12 protein-coding genes are annotated in these 16,210 nt (G+C 73.7%); 4 read left to right on the top strand and 8 right to left on the bottom strand.

What is annotated here, in order from left to right; all coding sequences use genetic code 11:
* Positions 1-84: 84 nt before the first annotated feature.
* From purL to purS, 5 genes are all read right to left on the bottom strand, one after another.
* Positions 85-2,379 (bottom strand): phosphoribosylformylglycinamidine synthase subunit PurL, encoded by a 2,295-nt coding sequence (gene purL, locus ABZ234_RS28465; protein ID WP_355014072.1) that lies wholly within the window; start codon positions 2,377-2,379, stop codon positions 85-87.
* A 72-nt stretch (positions 2,380-2,451) separates the two neighbouring features.
* Complete coding sequence (locus ABZ234_RS28460) at positions 2,452-2,985, bottom strand: hypothetical protein (RefSeq protein WP_267947599.1); 534 nt, start codon at positions 2,983-2,985, stop codon at positions 2,452-2,454.
* A 31-nt stretch (positions 2,986-3,016) separates the two neighbouring features.
* Positions 3,017-3,712, bottom strand: a complete 696-nt coding sequence (gene purQ / locus ABZ234_RS28455) for a phosphoribosylformylglycinamidine synthase subunit PurQ (protein WP_267947600.1) — start codon at positions 3,710-3,712, stop codon at positions 3,017-3,019.
* A 390-nt stretch (positions 3,713-4,102) separates the two neighbouring features.
* Complete coding sequence (locus ABZ234_RS28450; protein ID WP_267947601.1) at positions 4,103-4,582, bottom strand: ATP-binding protein; 480 nt, start codon at positions 4,580-4,582, stop codon at positions 4,103-4,105.
* 243 nt (positions 4,583-4,825) lie between these two features.
* A complete protein-coding gene (gene purS, locus ABZ234_RS28445) occupies positions 4,826-5,071 on the bottom strand; it encodes a phosphoribosylformylglycinamidine synthase subunit PurS (RefSeq protein WP_267947602.1) in 246 nt (81 codons plus the stop codon).
* 291 nt (positions 5,072-5,362) lie between these two features.
* On the opposite strand from purS, the gene ABZ234_RS28440 reads away from it, so the two are divergent.
* From ABZ234_RS28440 to ABZ234_RS28425, 4 genes are all read left to right on the top strand, one after another.
* Positions 5,363-5,986 (top strand): sigma-70 family RNA polymerase sigma factor, encoded by a 624-nt coding sequence (locus tag ABZ234_RS28440; protein WP_267947603.1) that lies wholly within the window; start codon positions 5,363-5,365, stop codon positions 5,984-5,986.
* 759 nt (positions 5,987-6,745) lie between these two features.
* Positions 6,746-7,861, top strand: a complete 1,116-nt coding sequence (gene pdhA / locus ABZ234_RS28435; RefSeq protein WP_267947604.1) for a pyruvate dehydrogenase (acetyl-transferring) E1 component subunit alpha — start codon at positions 6,746-6,748, stop codon at positions 7,859-7,861.
* A gap of 3 nt (positions 7,862-7,864) precedes the next feature.
* Positions 7,865-8,845 (top strand): alpha-ketoacid dehydrogenase subunit beta, encoded by a 981-nt coding sequence (locus ABZ234_RS28430; RefSeq protein WP_267947605.1) that lies wholly within the window; start codon positions 7,865-7,867, stop codon positions 8,843-8,845.
* 21 nt (positions 8,846-8,866) lie between these two features.
* A complete protein-coding gene (locus ABZ234_RS28425) occupies positions 8,867-10,276 on the top strand; it encodes a dihydrolipoamide acetyltransferase family protein (RefSeq protein ID WP_355014071.1) in 1,410 nt (469 codons plus the stop codon).
* A 311-nt stretch (positions 10,277-10,587) separates the two neighbouring features.
* Here the strand turns inward: ABZ234_RS28425 and ABZ234_RS28420 are convergent, their stop codons facing one another.
* The 3 genes from ABZ234_RS28420 to ABZ234_RS28410 form a co-directional block, all read right to left on the bottom strand.
* The gene (locus ABZ234_RS28420; RefSeq protein WP_355014070.1) at positions 10,588-12,495 is read right to left on the bottom strand and encodes a serine hydrolase domain-containing protein; all 1,908 of its coding nucleotides are present in this window, start codon (positions 12,493-12,495) and stop codon (positions 10,588-10,590) included.
* Positions 12,496-12,607: 112 nt separating this feature from the next.
* A complete protein-coding gene (locus ABZ234_RS28415) occupies positions 12,608-13,537 on the bottom strand; it encodes an AEC family transporter (RefSeq protein ID WP_267947608.1) in 930 nt (309 codons plus the stop codon).
* 147 nt (positions 13,538-13,684) lie between these two features.
* On the bottom strand, positions 13,685-16,180 hold the full coding sequence (locus tag ABZ234_RS28410) for a protein kinase (protein ID WP_355014069.1): 2,496 nt from the start codon (positions 16,178-16,180) through the stop codon (positions 13,685-13,687).
* Between the last annotated feature and the right edge of the window lie 30 nt (positions 16,181-16,210).

Here is a 16,210-nt window from a genome sequence, read left to right as displayed (position 1 = left end):
TGGGGGGTCGGGGGGACCCAGGACCCCGACGGGGACCCGATCGGGCGGTTCCTCAACATCACCCCCGCCTCCGCGGAACCGTGGCTACACGCCGCTCATCAGGGCGGGCAGCGCCGCCTCGTAGGCCTCGCGGAGCTCGGCCAGCGGGACCTCCACGGCGCCGCCCGGGTGGGTGACCGACAGGGAGTCGCCGCCCACCACGCCGATCTGCTCGACCGGGACGCCGTGCGAGCCGGCGAGCGCCACGAACGCCTCCTCCTCGCCCGGCCGGACCGCGACGACCGCGCGGGCGCCGGACTCGCTGAACAGGGCCGTGAAGACGTCGCCGTCCACGGTCACCCGCACGCCGCGGCCGCCGCGCATCGCCGACTCGGCGAGGGCGACCCCGAGGCCGCCGTCCGACAGGTCGTGCGCGGCGTCGGCCAGCCCGCGCTCGGCGGCGGCGGCCAGCACCTCGCCCAGCGCGGCCTCGGCGGCCAGGTCCACCCGGGGCGGCAGCCCGCCCAGGTGGGAGTGGATCGTGTCGGCCCACGCGGAGCCGCCGAACTCGGGCCTGGTCTCGCCCAGCAGGAACACCCTGGCGCCCTCGGAGCCGAAGGCGGTCCGCAGCCGGGAGCGCACGTCGTCGATCACGCCGAGCACGCCGATGACCGGCGTCGGGTTGATCGCCACGTCGCCCGTCTGGTTGTAGAAGCTCACGTTGCCGCCGGTGACCGGGGTGCCCAGCTGGAGGCAGGCGTCGGCCAGGCCCCGGGTGGACTCGGCGAACTGCCACATCACCCCGGGGTCCTCCGGCGAGCCGAAGTTGAGGCAGTTGGTCACGGCCAGCGGACGGGCACCCGTCGCCGCGACGTTGCGGTACGCCTCCGCGTACGCCAGCTGCGTGCCCGCGTACGGGTCGAGGCGGGTGAAGCGGCCGTTGCCGTCGGTGGACAGGGCCACGCCCCGGTGCGAGTCGTCGGCGATGCGGATCATCCCGGCGTCGTGGGGCGTGGAGACCACCGTGTCGCCGCGCACGTAGCTGTCGTACTGCTGGGTGACCCATGACGGGTCGCCCACACCGGGGGCGCCCAGGACGCGCAGCAGCTGCTCGCGCAGCTCGGCGTCGGTGCCGGGCCGGGCCAGGCCGGCGGCGTCGTCGGCCTGGAGCGCGTCCTGCGAGGCGGGGCGCGCGTACGGGCGCTCGTAGACGGGGCCCTCGTCGGAGGCGGTCCGGGGCGGCATGTCCACCACGGTCTCGCCGTGCCAGGTCATCACGAGGCGGCCGCCGCGCGCGGCCTCCTCGGCCGTGACGTCGGTGACCTCGCCGATCTCGGTCGCCAGGATCTGCCACTTGTCGCAGACCGCCAGGAACTCCTCCATCTTGGAGGGCTCGACGATCGCCATCATGCGCTCCTGCGACTCACTCATGAGGATCTCCTCGGGAGTGAGCCGGTGGTCGCGCAGCGGCACGCGGTCCAACTGGATGTTCATGCCGCCGGTGCCGCCCGCGGCGAGCTCGGTGGTGGCGCAGGAGACGCCGGCCGCGCCCAGGTCCTGGATGCCGACGACCATGTCCTTCTCGAACAGCTCCAGGCTGCACTCGATGAGGAGCTTCTCCATGAACGGGTCGCCGACCTGGACGCTGGGCCGCTTGGCGTGGGACTCGTCGTCGAACGTGGCGCTGGCCAGCACCGAGGCGCCGCCGATCCCGTCGGGACCGGTCGTGGAGCCGAACAGCACGACCTTGTTGCCCGGGCCCGGCGCCTGCGCCAGCTTGATGTCCTCGTGCTTCATCACGCCCACGCACAGGGCGTTGACCAGCGGGTTGCCGATGTAGCCCGCCCCGAAGCCGATCTCCCCGCCGATGTTGGGCAGGCCCAGGCAGTTGCCGTAGAAGGAGATGCCGGAGACCACGCCGGGCAGGACCCGCTTGGTGTCGTCGGCGTCGGCGGGACCGAACCGCAGCGCGTCCATCACCGCGACGGGGCGGGCGCCCATGGTGAGGATGTCGCGGACGATGCCGCCCACGCCGGTGGCCGCGCCCTGGTGGGGCTCCACGTACGACGGGTGGTTGTGCGACTCGATCTTGAACGTGACCGCGCGGCCGTCGCCGACGTCCACCACGCCCGCGTTCTCGCCCATGCCGACGAGGAGGGCGTCGTTCTCGGGGGCCTTCTCGCCGAACTGGCGCAGGTGCACCTTGGACGACTTGTACGAGCAGTGCTCGCTCCACATGACCGAGTAGATGGCCAGCTCGGCGGAGGTCGGCCTGCGCCCCAGGATCTCCCTGACCCGCTCGTACTCGTCCTTGGCCATGCCCAGCTCGGCGTACGGCTGCGGGGTGTCCGGGTTCTCGTGCGCCACGGCGACGGTGTCGAGACCAGGTACTTCAGACATGCGTGGTTCCGTTCGGGATGTGCGGATGTGGCCCGGGCCGCGGCGTCCGCCGACCGGCGCGGAAGGTCGTGGTCAGGGGGTGGCCGGAGCCTGTTCGGCGTTGCCGAGCATGAGCATCGCGGAGGCGTCGGCCGTGTCGTGGGAGGAGGTGTCGGCCAGCAGGTGGTCGCCGTCGGTGAGGAACGCCCGGCCCTCGGGCGCCCCCTGCGGGCTCTGCTCCTCCCACCCGTGTTCGGCGAGGTGGGCGAGGACCGTCTCGACGGACTCGCGGGAGTCCTCGGGCAGTTCGCCGCCCTCGGTCAGGACCATCACGAGGCGGACGCACTCGTTCTGCTCGCAGTACACGTCGGCCTCGGGGTCGGAGACGTAGGACAGGCCCGCCGGGGCCTGTCCGAGCACGTCCACGTCCGGCGGGGCGTCGGGGGCGGGGCCGGTGCCCTGGCCGCCCTGCCCCTCCTGTCCCTGCCCCTGCGGAGGGGCGGCGGGAGCGGTGGGGGCCGAGCCGATCGCGTTGAAGAGGCCGAGCCCCGCCGAGACCACCAGGCCGACGATGACCACGGCGGCGAGGACGAACATCGTGTTTCGGGAGCGCAGCAGCGCCATCATCGCGAGGACCGTCCCCTGTTCGGTGTGCGGGTCAGGCGTTCACCGGCGAACCGGCGGCCATGTGGCTGAGGATCGAGGTGAAGAAGCCGAGTCCCTCGGTGGAGGGGCCGGTGAGGGCCTCGACGGCGTGCTCGGGGTGCGGCATCAGGCCGACGACGTTCCCGTGCTCGTTGGTGATCCCGGCGATGTCCCGGCGGGAGCCGTTCGGGTTGCCGCCGACGTAGCGGACCACGACGCGGCCGGTGGCCTCCAGCTCGTCCAGGGTGGCCTCGTCGGCGACGTAGCTCCCCTCGCCGCTCTTCAGGACGACCAGGATCTCGCGGCCCTCGGTGTAGTCGCCGGTCCACGCGGTGCCGGCGTTCTCGACCCGGAGCACCTGGTCGCGGTTGACGAACCGCAGCGAGGCGTTGCGGGTGAGGGCGCCGGGGAGGAGGTGGCTCTCGCAGAGGATCTGGAAGCCGTTGCAGATGCCCAGGACCGGCAGCGCGCCCGAGCGGGCGGCCGGGACCAGTTCGGACATCAGCGGCGCGAACCGGGCGATGGCGCCGCAGCGCAGGTAGTCGCCGTAGGAGAAGCCGCCGGGCAGGACGACCGCGTCCACGCCCTTGAGGTCGGCGTCCGCGTGCCAGAGCGACACGGGTTCGGCGCCCGCCAGCGCGACGGCGCGCGCGGCGTCCTTGTCGTCGAGGGAGCCGGGGAAGGTGACGACGCCCACACGGGCTGTCATGAGCACACTCCGAGAGGTTGGGATCCGCCCCCCGCGTGCACGGGGAGCGTTCGGCGAGGAGATGCCGGTGCCTGGCCCCGCCAACCGGGGGCGGGGACTTCCGCACTCCGCAGCGTACCCGCTCACCTGTGCTCGGGTACGACGGTCACCCCCTCCGGGCGGCCCGCTCCTGTGTGATCCTCCCAGTGGGGGCCCCGGGGGCGGGGGTCCGCGTGTGCGACCCCACAGGAACCGGGCCCCGCGCGGGGACGCCAGGGGCGTCCGGTCCCGGCCGCGACGCGGGGCGCGGGGGACGGGGCCGCCGCGTGGTGTGCGACACATGTCGCGGATCGGGGAGGCGGCTCCGGACGCACCGGACCCCGCGCGGACGGTGCGCGGGGTTCGGCTGGTTCAGAGCAGGGCGAATCTCGCCTCCGGGACGCGGCCCGCGGCCGACGCCTCCGACGCCTCGTCGCACAGGGCGACCCGCTTGCGCAGCAGGACCGTCGTGCGGGGCTCCCCCTCGAAGGCGACCTCGTCCATCAGGAACCGCATCAGTAGGATGCCCCTTCCGGATTCTGAGTCCAGACCCGGGAGGGGCATGCTGTCCGTGGTGAACCGCTCGGCGACGGCCTCGGGGTCCGGCGCCCTACCGGTATGGGATATCCGCAGTTCGCACCAGCGTCCCCCCAGCTCCGCCTCGACCACGTAGTCGCGGGCGGGGCCGCCGTGGTCGATGGCGTTGGCGCTGGCCTCGGAGACGGCCAGCAGGACGTCGTCGGCGCAGCTCCGGCAGAGACCGGCCCTGTGGAGCAAGGTGCCGAGGACGTCGCGTACCACGGAGACCGTGTACGCCTGCCTTGGCAGGGAGATCGAGAAAACGGTGTCCATCCGTAAACCTCTCGTACTCCGTTGTCGTATGCAGCCCGGCACGGTAAAGAACCTTCCCGAGGGCGGCCGGAGTAAAACGAACAGCCGCGCCCCCTGGGGACGCGACTGGTGGTTTCCGGACACTTCCGACACCCGGGGCACTCGGGGCCTGCTTGGTGCCACCCGTTTTCCGAGGTCCGGGCCGGTCGCCGGCGTGACACCGGTGTCCGGTGTGCCGGATCTCACGGGAGGCCGGCCGGGGGCTCAGGCCTCGACGCGGACCTCGAAGTCCTCGATGACGGTGTTCGCGAGGAGGGTCTCGGCCAGGCGGCGGACGTCCGCGAGCCTGGCGTCGTCCACCTCGCCCTCGACCTCCACCTCGAAGCGCTTGCCCTGACGGACCTGGCCGATCCCCTCGAAGCCGAGACGGGGGCAGGCCCCGGCGATGGCCTGGCCCTGGGGGTCCAGGATCTCGGGCTTGAGCATGACGTCCACAACGACGCGGGCCACAGGGTCCTCCACAAGGAAACGGTTGTGCCGCATGTGCCTGCGGCTGGCGGGCCACACTCCCCGGACCGGCCGGAGGGGGCGACGCAAGCGTACGGCACGCGGGAACGGGTATGGCTCGGGACCAGGTTCTGACCAGGCGGCACGCCGGGCTTTTACCGCACGCTTAACAGTGCCGGGGACGTTTTCGGTACGTTCGTGACTCGTATCACGTGCATTGATGTCATCATTGAGAGCACGTGGTGGCGTCTAACAGTGTGGAAGTGATCGTCCGGTCGTCACGGAGGGGGAATCTTGACGACTATCGAAATGGACCAGGCCTCCACGACCGGTGGACCCGGGAGCGAGGACCAGACGCTGGACTTCGCCACCGAGGTCACACCGTTCGCCGACCAGCTCTATCCCACGGCCCTGCGGATGACCCGCAACCCGGCGGACGCCGAGGATCTCGTACAGGAGACCTTCGCCAAGGCGTTCGCCAATTTCCACCAGTTCCGTGCGGGTACGAATCTGCGTGCCTGGCTGTACCGGATCTTGACCAACACCTTTATCAACAGCTACCGCAAGAAGCAGCGCGAACCGCGCCAGGACACGACCGACGAGATCAAGGACTGGCAGCTGGCCGCCGCCGAGGCGCACACGTCCTCGGGCATGCGGTCCGCCGAGAACGAGGTCCTGGACCACCTGCCCGACTCCGCCATCAAGCAGGCGCTCGCCCGTCTGCCGGAGGAGTTCCAGGAGGTCATCTACCTCGTCGACATCGAGGGCTACGCCTACAAGGAGGTGGCCGCGCGCATGGGGACCCCGCTGGGGACGGTGATGTCGCGTCTGCACCGGGCCCGCCGCCAGCTCCGCGAGATGCTCTCCGACTACGCCCGCGACCGCGGCATGCGCGTTCCGGCGCAGGCCGCCGACTAGGCCGCGCGCGACACCGTCGAGCCCGGTCGAGGGCGGGCCGGAAACCCGCCCCGAGGCCTTTTCGGTCCCCCGTACCCGTCCCCCGTGGCCGGTCCCGGCCGTGAGCCGCCCGGTCCGAGCCCCGTCGGCGCACCCGCCTGCCGGGAGCGCCGTCATCGCCCGGCGGGCCGACCCGCCGCCCGACCGCCGACGGCCGCCGACGAGCCGCCCCCGCCGGCCGGCGAGCCGGGCCCCGACCGGCCCCGGCTCCCGAGGCGACCCCTGGACCACCGCTCCTGCGGACCCGCGCGCCCGTCCCGCCCGCGCGCCTTCTCGCGCTCCGGCGGTCCGCTCCCGACGCGCCTGCGGCCCGCGTACCGGGGGCGACGCCCGCGCCGGCCGCCCGCCGACGGGCCCCGGCGCCGCTCGCGCCCGGCACGTCCCGGCCGGTCCGTACCGCCTCTTCCGACACGCCCGGACGGGCCCCGGCCGAGGGCCCGTCCGGGCTTCGTGCGCTCAGCTCCGACAAGCGTCCACAAAGTTGTTGGAAGACCTTGTACATGCTAGGAAGCCCTGGTAATCGGGTCGGCCGGCCGTCGTGGATCATGGGGGCCACAGCGTAAAAGGTGACGCCGAGGGCTTGCGCTCTCCATAGTGAGGTCTGTCACGATATGGGGAGGGCTGTCCGCCCTCACCCACCACCCCCGGGTGAGGCGGACCGTGAAACGGCCGATCAGCGTTCACCCACGCGAACCCGGCCCCGAGAACCCGAGGAGCGACGTGTCGGACACCACCGCGCACGAGGAACCGGAGCTCATCCAGCTCCTGACACCGGAAGGGGAGCTCACGGGGCACCCCGACTACCCCCTGGACATCGGCGCGGAGGAGATCCGCGCGCTCTACCGAGACCTCGTCCTCGTACGCAGGGTCGACAGCGAGGCCGTCTCCCTCCAGCGCCAGGGAGAACTGGGCCTGTGGGCCTCACTGCTCGGCCAGGAGGCCGCGCAGATCGGCTCCGGCCGGGCGCTGCGCGAACACGACATGGCGTTCCCCTCCTACCGCGAGCACGGCGTCGCCTGGTGCCGCGGCATCGAGCCCAAGGAACTGCTCGGCATGTTCCGCGGCGTCACCAACGGCGGCTGGGACCCCCACGAGCACGGCTTCCACCTGTACACGATCGTCATCGGCAGCCAGGCGCTGCACGCCACCGGCTACGCCATGGGCGTCCAGCGCGACGGCGCCCTCGGCGAGGACGGCACCGCCGTCATCTCCTACTTCGGCGACGGGGCCACCAGCCAGGGCGACACCAACGAGGCGTTCAACTTCGCCTCCGTGAACAACGCCCCGGTCGTGTTCTTCTGCCAGAACAACCAGTGGGCGATCTCCGAGCCCCTGGAGCGCCAGTCCCGCGTGCCGATCTACCGGCGCGCCGCCGGGTTCGGCTTCCCGGGCGTACGCGTGGACGGCAACGACGTCCTCGCGGTCCTCGCCGTCACACGCGCGGCCCTGGACAACGCCCGCGAGGGCAACGGCCCCACCCTGGTCGAGGCGTTCACCTACCGGATGGGCGCGCACACCACCAACGACGACCCCAGCCGGTACCGGGCCTCCGCCGAACTCGACGAGTGGAAGGCCAAGGACCCGATCCTGCGCGTCCGCCGCCACCTCGAGCTCAACGGCCTCGCGGACGAGGAGTTCTTCGCCTCCGTCGACGCCGAGGCCGAGACCATCGGCGAGCAGGTGCGCACCGAGTGCCGTGCGCTTCCCGACCCGGAACCGCTCGACATCTTCCACGAGGTGTACGCCGAGCCCAACGTCCACATCGACCGGCAGCGGTCCGAGTTCGCCGACTACCTGGCCTCCTTCGAGAGCGCCGGCGCGGAAGGGGGCCGCTAGGCCATGGGAACCAGCCTCACGATCGGCAAGGCCATCAACGCGGGCCTGCGCGCGTCCATGGAGCACGACCCCAAGGTCCTCGTCATGGGCGAGGACGTCGGCAGGCTCGGCGGCGTCTTCCGGGTCACCGACGGCCTGTACAAGGACTTCGGCGCCGACCGGGTCATCGACACCCCGCTCGCCGAGTCCGGCATCGTCGGCACCGCGATCGGCATGGCCATGCGCGGCTACCGCCCCGTGGTCGAGATCCAGTTCGACGGGTTCTTCTTCCCGGCGGCGAACCAGACCTTCACCCAGCTGGCCAAGATGCGCAGGCGCTCGGCGGGCAAGCTCAGCATGCCCGTGGTCATGCGGATCCCCTACGGCGGCGGCATCGGCGCCGTCGAGCACCACAGCGAGTCCCCGGAGGCGTACTTCACGCACACCTCCGGCCTGCGCGTGGTCACGGTGGCCAACCCCGAGGACGCCTACTGGATGATCCAGCAGGCCGTCCGCTCCGACGACCCGGTCATCTTCCTGGAGCCCAAGCGGCGCTACTACGAGAAGTCCGAGGTCGACACCGGGGCGTCCATCGCCGAGGCCACCCCCATGGGCGCCGCGCGCGTGGCCCGGCCCGGCACCGACGTGACCCTGCTCGCCTACGGCCCGATGGTCAAGACCGCGCTCCAGGCGGCCGAGGCCGACACCGAGCACTCCATCGAGGTCGTCGACCTGCGCTCCCTCTCCCCGGTGGACTACCCGACCGTGGTCGAGTCGGTGCGCCGGACCGGGCGCCTGGTCGTCGCCCACGAGGCGGTCCTCACCGGCGGCCCCGGCGCGGAGATCGCGGCCCGCGTCACCGAGGAGTGCTTCTACCACCTGGAATCGCCGGTCATCCGCGTCGCCGCCTTCGACACCCCCTACCCGCAGTCGCGTCTGGAGGAGTACTACCTCCCGGACCTCGACCGGGTTCTGGACGGGGTCGACCGGGCGTTCGCGTACTAGGGATCGGGGAAACCGAAGCACATGGCGATTCAGAAGAGTGCGCCCGCCGTCGACGGCGTGCAGTCGTTCAGGCTGCCCGACGTCGGCGAGGGCCTGATCGAGGCCGAACTCCTCAGCTGGTACGTCAAGCCGGGTGACGAGATCAAGGTCAACCAGATGATCTGCGAGATCGAGACGGCCAAGGCGGTCGTCGAGCTGCCGAGCCCGTTCGCGGGCACGGTCCGGGAGCTGCTGGCCGAGGAGGGCCAGACGGTGGACGTCGGCGCGGTGATCATCACCGTGGACGACGGCACCGGCGGCTCCGCGTCCGGCGCCGACCCCGGTGCGGAGGACGGCGGGGACACGGAGGTGCGGGAGAAGCCGCTGGTCGGCTACGGCGAGAAGGCGGCCTCCACGCAGCGCCGCGCCCGCCGCCGCCCGGCCCCGTCCGCACCGTCGTCACCGCCCGTCCCGCCGTCGGCGGCGCCTCCGGCGCCCGCCCCCGCCGTGGTCGCGGTACCCGCGGCCCCGGCTCCGGCGTCCGGCCCCGCGGGCCGTCCGCTGGCCAAGCCCCCGGTGCGCAAGCTCGCCAAGGACCTCGGAGTGGACCTCGGGTCGGTCGCGCCCACCGGCGACGGCGGGATCGTCACCCGTGACGACGTCCGCGCCGCGGCCGAGGCCGTCCGGGCCCCGGCACAGGCCGAGCCGCAGCCGGAGTCCGCGCCGGCGGCCCCCGCGGACCGGTCGGCCCGCGAACGGCGCATCCCCGTCAAGGGGGTGCGCAAGCACACGGCCGCGGCGATGGTCGGCAGCGCGTTCACGGCGCCGCACGTCACCGAGTTCCTCCAGGTGGACGTCACGAAGACGATGAAGGCGGTCGCGCGCCTGCGGGCGCGGCCCGACTTCGCCGACGTGCGCGTGTCGCCGCTGCTGCTGGTCGCCAAGGCGCTCCTCATGGCGGTCCGCCGCCACCCGGAGATCAACGCCACGTGGGACGGCGACAACCAGGAGATCGTGGTCAAGGACTACGTCAACCTGGGGATCGCGGCCGCCACCGAGCGCGGCCTGGTGGTGCCCAACGTCAAGGACGCCGACGCCATGACGCTGCCCGAGTTGGCGGCGGGGCTCAAGCGGCTGACGGACACGGCGCGGGCGGGGAAGACCAGCCCGGCCGACATGTCCGGCGGCACCATCACCATCACCAACGTCGGCGTGTTCGGCGTGGACGCGGGCACCCCGATCCTCAACCCGGGCGAGGCCGCGATCCTCGCCTTCGGCCAGATCCGGGACATGCCGTGGGTGCACAAGGGTGAGCTCAAGGTCCGCAAGGTGACGACGCTGTCGCTGTCCTTCGACCACCGCCTGGTCGACGGCGAGCTGGGCTCCAAGGTGCTGCGCGACATCGGCACCGCGCTGGAGGACCCCGAGCTGACCGCTCTGGCCTGGGGGTAGGCCCCGTCCCGGTCGGCGCCCGACCCGGCCCCGGCCGGCTCGGGCGCCCGCGGGACCGGGCGGGCAGGGCCGCTCCTCCGGGGGCCGGGGAGCCGTGGCCGTGCGCCCGGCCACGGACGGGAGGGACCGCGGGCACACAGCAGGGGTGAGGGGCCGGTGCGCGAGCGCACCGGCCCCTTCCCGCGAGGAGGGCCCGCCCCCCAAGGGGGAGGGGGCGGGCCCGCACCGTCAGTATTCCCCCGGGAGCCCCGCCGACACGCGGGATTCCGTTGTCCGGACCCCGGCCCCGGGACCCCGTGACCTCGGACGGGTCAGGACAGCCCCCACACGAAGCCGTACTGGGCGCCCACCGCGACGAACACGGCGGCGGCCACCGCGACCAGGGAGAGGTGGACCCGCCCGGCCGCGCTCAGCCGTCCCCGCGCCCATGCGGTCGCGGCCACGGCGGCGGTGGCCAGGGTCAGCGGGACGGCGGCGGCCAGGGGCGCGGTCAGCATGAGGGACCCCCCGAAGACCCACTCCTCCACCTTGTGGGGGGCGACGAACAGCCCGTACGCGAGGATCCCGACGCCGGCGTAGCAGGCCAGGGCGGTCAGCGCCCCCAGCACCCGGGCGACGACGGTGAACCGGTCGCGGGCCCGGCGGAACTGGACGAACGCGGTGAACAGGACCAGCAGGGAGGCCGCCGCGGCGACGCCGTGCGTGAGGGGGCTGGCCAGGAACGAGGTCCGCTCGTAGACCTGCGTGGGGTTGGAGCCGGTGGCGAGGGCGACGACCTCGCCGTCCTCCTCCAGGAAGACCAGCTCGTCCTCGCCGTTCTCCGCGACGAAGCGGCCCTCCCCCGCGGGGAGCCAGCGGTCGTCGAGGGCCATCCCGCCGCCGACCGAGAGCGTCCCGTCCCCGCCGTCCCGCACGACCATGTTGTCGAGGAGGACGGTGAGCTGGGCAGGCCCGCTCCCGGCGCGCCGACTGGTGATGTAGCTGCCGGTGTACGGGCCGAGGTCGGCCCCCGGGTCGGCCTCGCCGGCCGGAGGGGCCTGCGGGGCGAACGTCTCGGAGAACGCGGCGGCCACGGCCATGCGCAGGTCCAGCAGCGGGTTGGCCTGTGTCTCCGGTGAGGTGTCGTCGCCGTTGACGGCGACGAACAGGCCCGCGCCGATGGCGGGGACCAGCGTGTAACCGGTGTGCATGCCCACCAGGTCCCCGCCGTGGCCGAGGACGGGGGAGTCCCCGCCGCGCCACTGGTACGTGCCGTAGCCGATCGATGCCAGCTCGGGGTGGACCTCGAACTGCCGGTCCGTCATCAGTGCGGGGACGCTCTCCGGCAGGACCTGTTCGCCGTCGAGCTCACCCCCGCCGAGCAGGGCCAGCATGAACCGGGCCATGTCGTCGGTCGTGGCGAGGGCGGCGCCGGCGGGGGAAGCGGACACGTGCAGGTCCTCGGGGACCGAGCCGTCCGCCAGGTGGAACGCGGGCAGGTCGAGGGTCCCCCGGGCCTCGTGGACCTGGACGAACCCGCTGTCCGCCATGCCGAGAGGTCCGAAGACGGTCTGCTCCACGAACTCGTCGAAGGGGACCCCGCTCACCTCCTGGGCGATGAACCCGGCCAGCCCCGACCCGTGGTTGGAGTACGCGGGGAACCGGCCGGGCTCGTTGAGCTGTTCAGGCTCCCTGGTGCGGGCGACCCCGTCCAGGGTGAGGTGCGCGGCGGTGTCGCTCGCGAACGGGATGTCGACCAGCTCGGCGAAGCCGGCGGTGTGGGTGAGCAGGTGGTGCATGGTGATGCCGTCGGTGGCGAGCCGGGCGTCCTCGGGCAGGTAGGCGTTGACGTCCTCGTGGAGGTCGATCTCCCCGCTGTCCACCAGGGTGAGGACCGCCGCGGCCGTCAGGGACTTGGAGACCGAGGCGAGGGGGAAGACCTGGGCGGTGTGGTCGAGCGGGGTCCGCTCGGCCAGGTCGGAGTAGCCGTGGGAGGCGGAGGCCAGCTGCTCCCCGCCGCCGACGACGGTGACGGCCACCCCGGGGGCGCCGTGCTCCTCCAGGAGTTCGGCGACACGGGTGTCGACGAACTCCCGGGCGCTCTCGGCGGTCAGCGGGACGGGCTCGGCCGCGGGGACGGCTCCGACCGCGGCGGCGGCGGGGGCCGCGCCGGGCAGGAGCGCGGCGGCGATCATCAGGGGCGCGGCCAGAAGGGGGAGGGCGCGGGGGACTCGTTGCATGTGGTGCTCCCGGGAGGTGGTCTTCCTACCCCTCGAACCTAGGTTTCCGGGCTCCCGGAAACACTGGTGCGTCCGGGCGTCCCCGTACTACAGCCAGCACCACCGAGGAGGGTCAACCGAGCAGGAACGCGACCGTGACCAGGACGGGGACGGTGAGGAAGGTGGACAGCAGCACCACTTCGCGCACCATGTTCTCGCCGACCCCGTACTGGACCGAGTACGTGAACACGTTCTGGGCGGTGGGCAGGGACGCCAGCACCACCACGGCGAAGAGCGACGGTCCGGTCAGCCCGAACGCCAGGGCGCCCAGGGCCCACGCGGTCAGGGGCAGGACCACCGACTTCAGGACGACCCCGAACAGGACCTTCGCCCTGTCGGGTCCCCGGCCCGGCACGCCCCCGCCGTGCAGGGAGATGCCGAACGCCAGCAGCATCGCCGGGACCGCCATGCCGCCGAGGAGCTCGAAGGGCTCCAGCAGGGGCGCGGGCGGCTCCCAGCCGGACAGGGACAGCAGCACGCCCGCGAGGGAGGCGATCACCACCGGGTTCCGGAAGGGGGTGCCCAGCGCGCGGCGGAGCACCGGGCCGAACCCGCGGACCTCGCCCCGGCTCAGGTCCATGACGGTGAGCGCCACCGGGGCCAGGAAGAGGAGCTGCATGAGCAGGATGGGCGCGACCAGCGAGGCGTCGTCGAGGACGTACGCGGCGATGGGGATGCCCAGGTTCCCCGCGTTCACGTAGACGGCGGACAGGGTGCCGACGGTGGTCAGACCGACGCCCCAGCGCCGCACCGCGCCCACGGCGATGAAGAGGACGGAGACCAGGGCGACGCTGAGCGCGCTGACCAGGACCGGACCGGAGGCGAGGAGGGACAGGTCGGTGTCGGCCAGGATGGTGAACATCAGCGCGGGGCCGGCCACGAAGAAGGCCAGCTTGCTGAGGACCTCCTTGGCCCCAGGACCCAGGATGGGCAGACGTCCCAACATGTAGCCGATGACGACGATGCTGGCGATGACGCCGAACCCGATGATGACCCCGGACAAGGGACGGCTCCCAGAGTAGACGCGCGGCTGAAGTCAGCAAACGCTATCCGAGGACGTTCTCGCCCGGTATGCCCCCCGTCACAGGCGGACGGTCGGACAGGGCGGCACGGTGCCGCCGGACCCGCCGCCCCGGCCGGGACGGAGGGGTCAGTCGGCGGCCCCGGGGCTGGGCGAGGGCGACGGTTCGGCCTCCTCCTCCGCCTCCCGCTCCTCCTCCTCCTCGCGCTGCCGCTCCTCCTCTTCCTCCTCCAGGCGTTCGGCCTCCGCCCGGTCCGCGGCGCGGGTCGTGCACACCTCGTCGGAGGGGGCGGACGCGCCGTCCACGGCGACCACGGTGAAGCAGTACTCGACGGAGGTGACGGCCGTGACGACCTGGGCGGACACCACGCCGGGGCCGGTCCTGGCCAGGGTGGCCTGGGGGTGGTCCTGCGGGCCGCCCAACACGAAGAACGAGGCGGTGCCCCCGCTGTTGTCCGTCCAGGCCAGCTCGACGGAGCCGTAGTTGTCGGACAACAGCACCTGTGACGGCGCGGAGACCTCCGGCGGGGCCTCGGGCGCGACGACCTCGTCCGCTGCGGGGTCCCCGGCCGGGGCCTCCGGCTCGGGCTCCTCGGCCGCGGCCGTCACCACGGGCTCCTCGGGGCCGGTCGCGGCGAACACGCCGGAGACGCTGGTGGCGAGCAGGATGCCGCAGACGGTGACGCCGATGTGGAGGTGGCGGCGCCAGCGCGCCTGGCCCCGGTCCCCGTCCTGCGCGGGGGACCACACGGGGACGTCGTCCTTCTCGTCCGGGGTCCGGTCCACGGGGAGGAAGGAGGACTCGGCGGTGCCGGTCCACCCCTCCAGCCGGGACCAGGCGCGCAGCGGGGAGATCTCCTCGCCGCGCATCTTGGCCATCATGATCTCGGCCGTGCCGCCGGCGTCGAGGGCCGGAAGCCTGCTGCCCTCCAGGCCGGTGGGGCGGCGCAGCGGCGCCCGCCGTTCCCGCGGGGTTTGGGGACCGGCCGGGGGGTGGGCGCCGCCCGGAGGCGTGCCGGGCCGGCCCGCGGCCGGCGAGGGGGCGACGGGGAGCGCCGCCGGTCCGTGCTGGGCGGCCGGTGGGTCCTGGGGTCCGGAGGGCGCGTGGTGGGTCGGCGGGTCGCCGGGGGACCAGGGGGCCCCGGGAGGGGCCTGGGGCCCGGAGGGCGCACCGTGGGGGTCCTGCGGGCCGGACGGCGCGTACGCGGGGTACGAGGGCCGCCCGGGGTCGGCCTGCGGCGCCCGGGGACCGGTGGGCGCGGCGTCCGGTGGGGCGTGGGGTCCGGAGGGTGCGCGGTGGGCCGACGGGTCGCCGGGGGGCCACGGGGCCCCGGGAGGGGCCTGGGGTCCGGAGGGCGCACCGTGGGGGACCTGCGGGCCGGACGGCGCCGCCGGGGGCGTCCACGGCCCCGAGGGCACGGAATAGGGGTTCTGTGCTCCGCCGGGCGCGGAGAGGGGGGCACGCGGTCCCGTGGCGGGAGCCGGGGGGCCGGGCGGCGGCGCCTCGGGGCCCGTGGGCGGGGCCGGGTCCGCCCCGGGGGAGGCGGGGGGCGCCTGCCGCGCGCCGTGGGAACCCTGCGGACCGGTGTACGGGTCGGCGGGGGCGTGCGGAGGGGTGTTCGGCCCGGTGGCCCACGGGGCCACCGGAGCGTGCGAGGCCTGGGGGCCGCTGGGGAACCACTGCGCGGCCGGGGACTGCGGTCCCGACAGGGGCGCCTGGGGCCCGGTCGCCGGAGCGGGCGCCCCGCCCACCGGTTCCCGCGTACCCGGGAAGGGGGCCTGGCCGCCGGTGGAACCGGCCGACGGCGCGGCGGACCGGGCCGTGCGCGCCTGCTCGAACGCCGCGGCGAACGCCGACGCGTTCGGGAAGCGCTCCTCGGGGAGCTTGGCCAGGGCCCGGGTGAGCACACCGCGCAGCTTGCGGGAGACGTCCGGCCGGGGGACCGGGCTCGGCTCCTCCGAGAGGACCCGCTCCGCGTACGTCCGGGCGTCGAACGGGCCGCCGTCCGTCGGCGAGAACGGCGCGTGCCCGGCGAGCATCGTCCAGACGGTGGAGGCCAGCTGGTAGACGTCGGTCGCGGGCGTGCGGGCCTCGCCGCGCAGCACTTCCGGCGCCGCGTGCAGGAAGGCCTCCGTGCCGGGGGCGGGCGGGGGCAGGGCCTCACCGGACCTCCGGACCGAGCCGAAACCGGTCAGGACCGGCGTCCGTCCCGCCCGGAGGACGTTCCCCGGGCAGACGTCGTTGTGCAGCAGGCCCCGCCCGTGCATCGACCCCAGCGCCGCCGCCGCGCCACGGGCGACGGCCGCGGCCTCCTGCACCGGCGCGGGCCCCCTGCGGACGAGCATGTCGCCGAAGGAGCCGTCCGCGTAGAACGGCAGGACCACGAACACGTCACCGTCGGCGGTGGTCCCCGCGTCCAGCAGCGGCACCACGCCGGGCACCCCGGCGAGGTCGCGGAGCTGGTTCAGCTCGGCGCGGCCCAGGGCCTCGGGGAGGACCTTGAGGACGACGTCGGCACCGCTGGTGGAGCGCGTCGCCCGGATGATCCGGGCGCGCCGCCCCTGGTGGAGCAGTGCGGACGTGTCGTACCCGGGCGCCCAGGGGGCGTGCTCGGAGCCGGACACGGGAGAGCGACCCCCTTGTGGCGTTCGTGG

It is taken from the genome of Nocardiopsis sp. NPDC006198 (genome assembly GCF_040613895.1).
In the GTDB taxonomy this organism is placed as follows: Bacteria; Actinomycetota; Actinomycetes; order Streptosporangiales; family Streptosporangiaceae; genus Nocardiopsis; species Nocardiopsis tropica.
The sequence above is the reverse complement of the archived record's forward strand: the minus strand, read 5'-3'. Positions and strand labels throughout refer to the sequence as shown.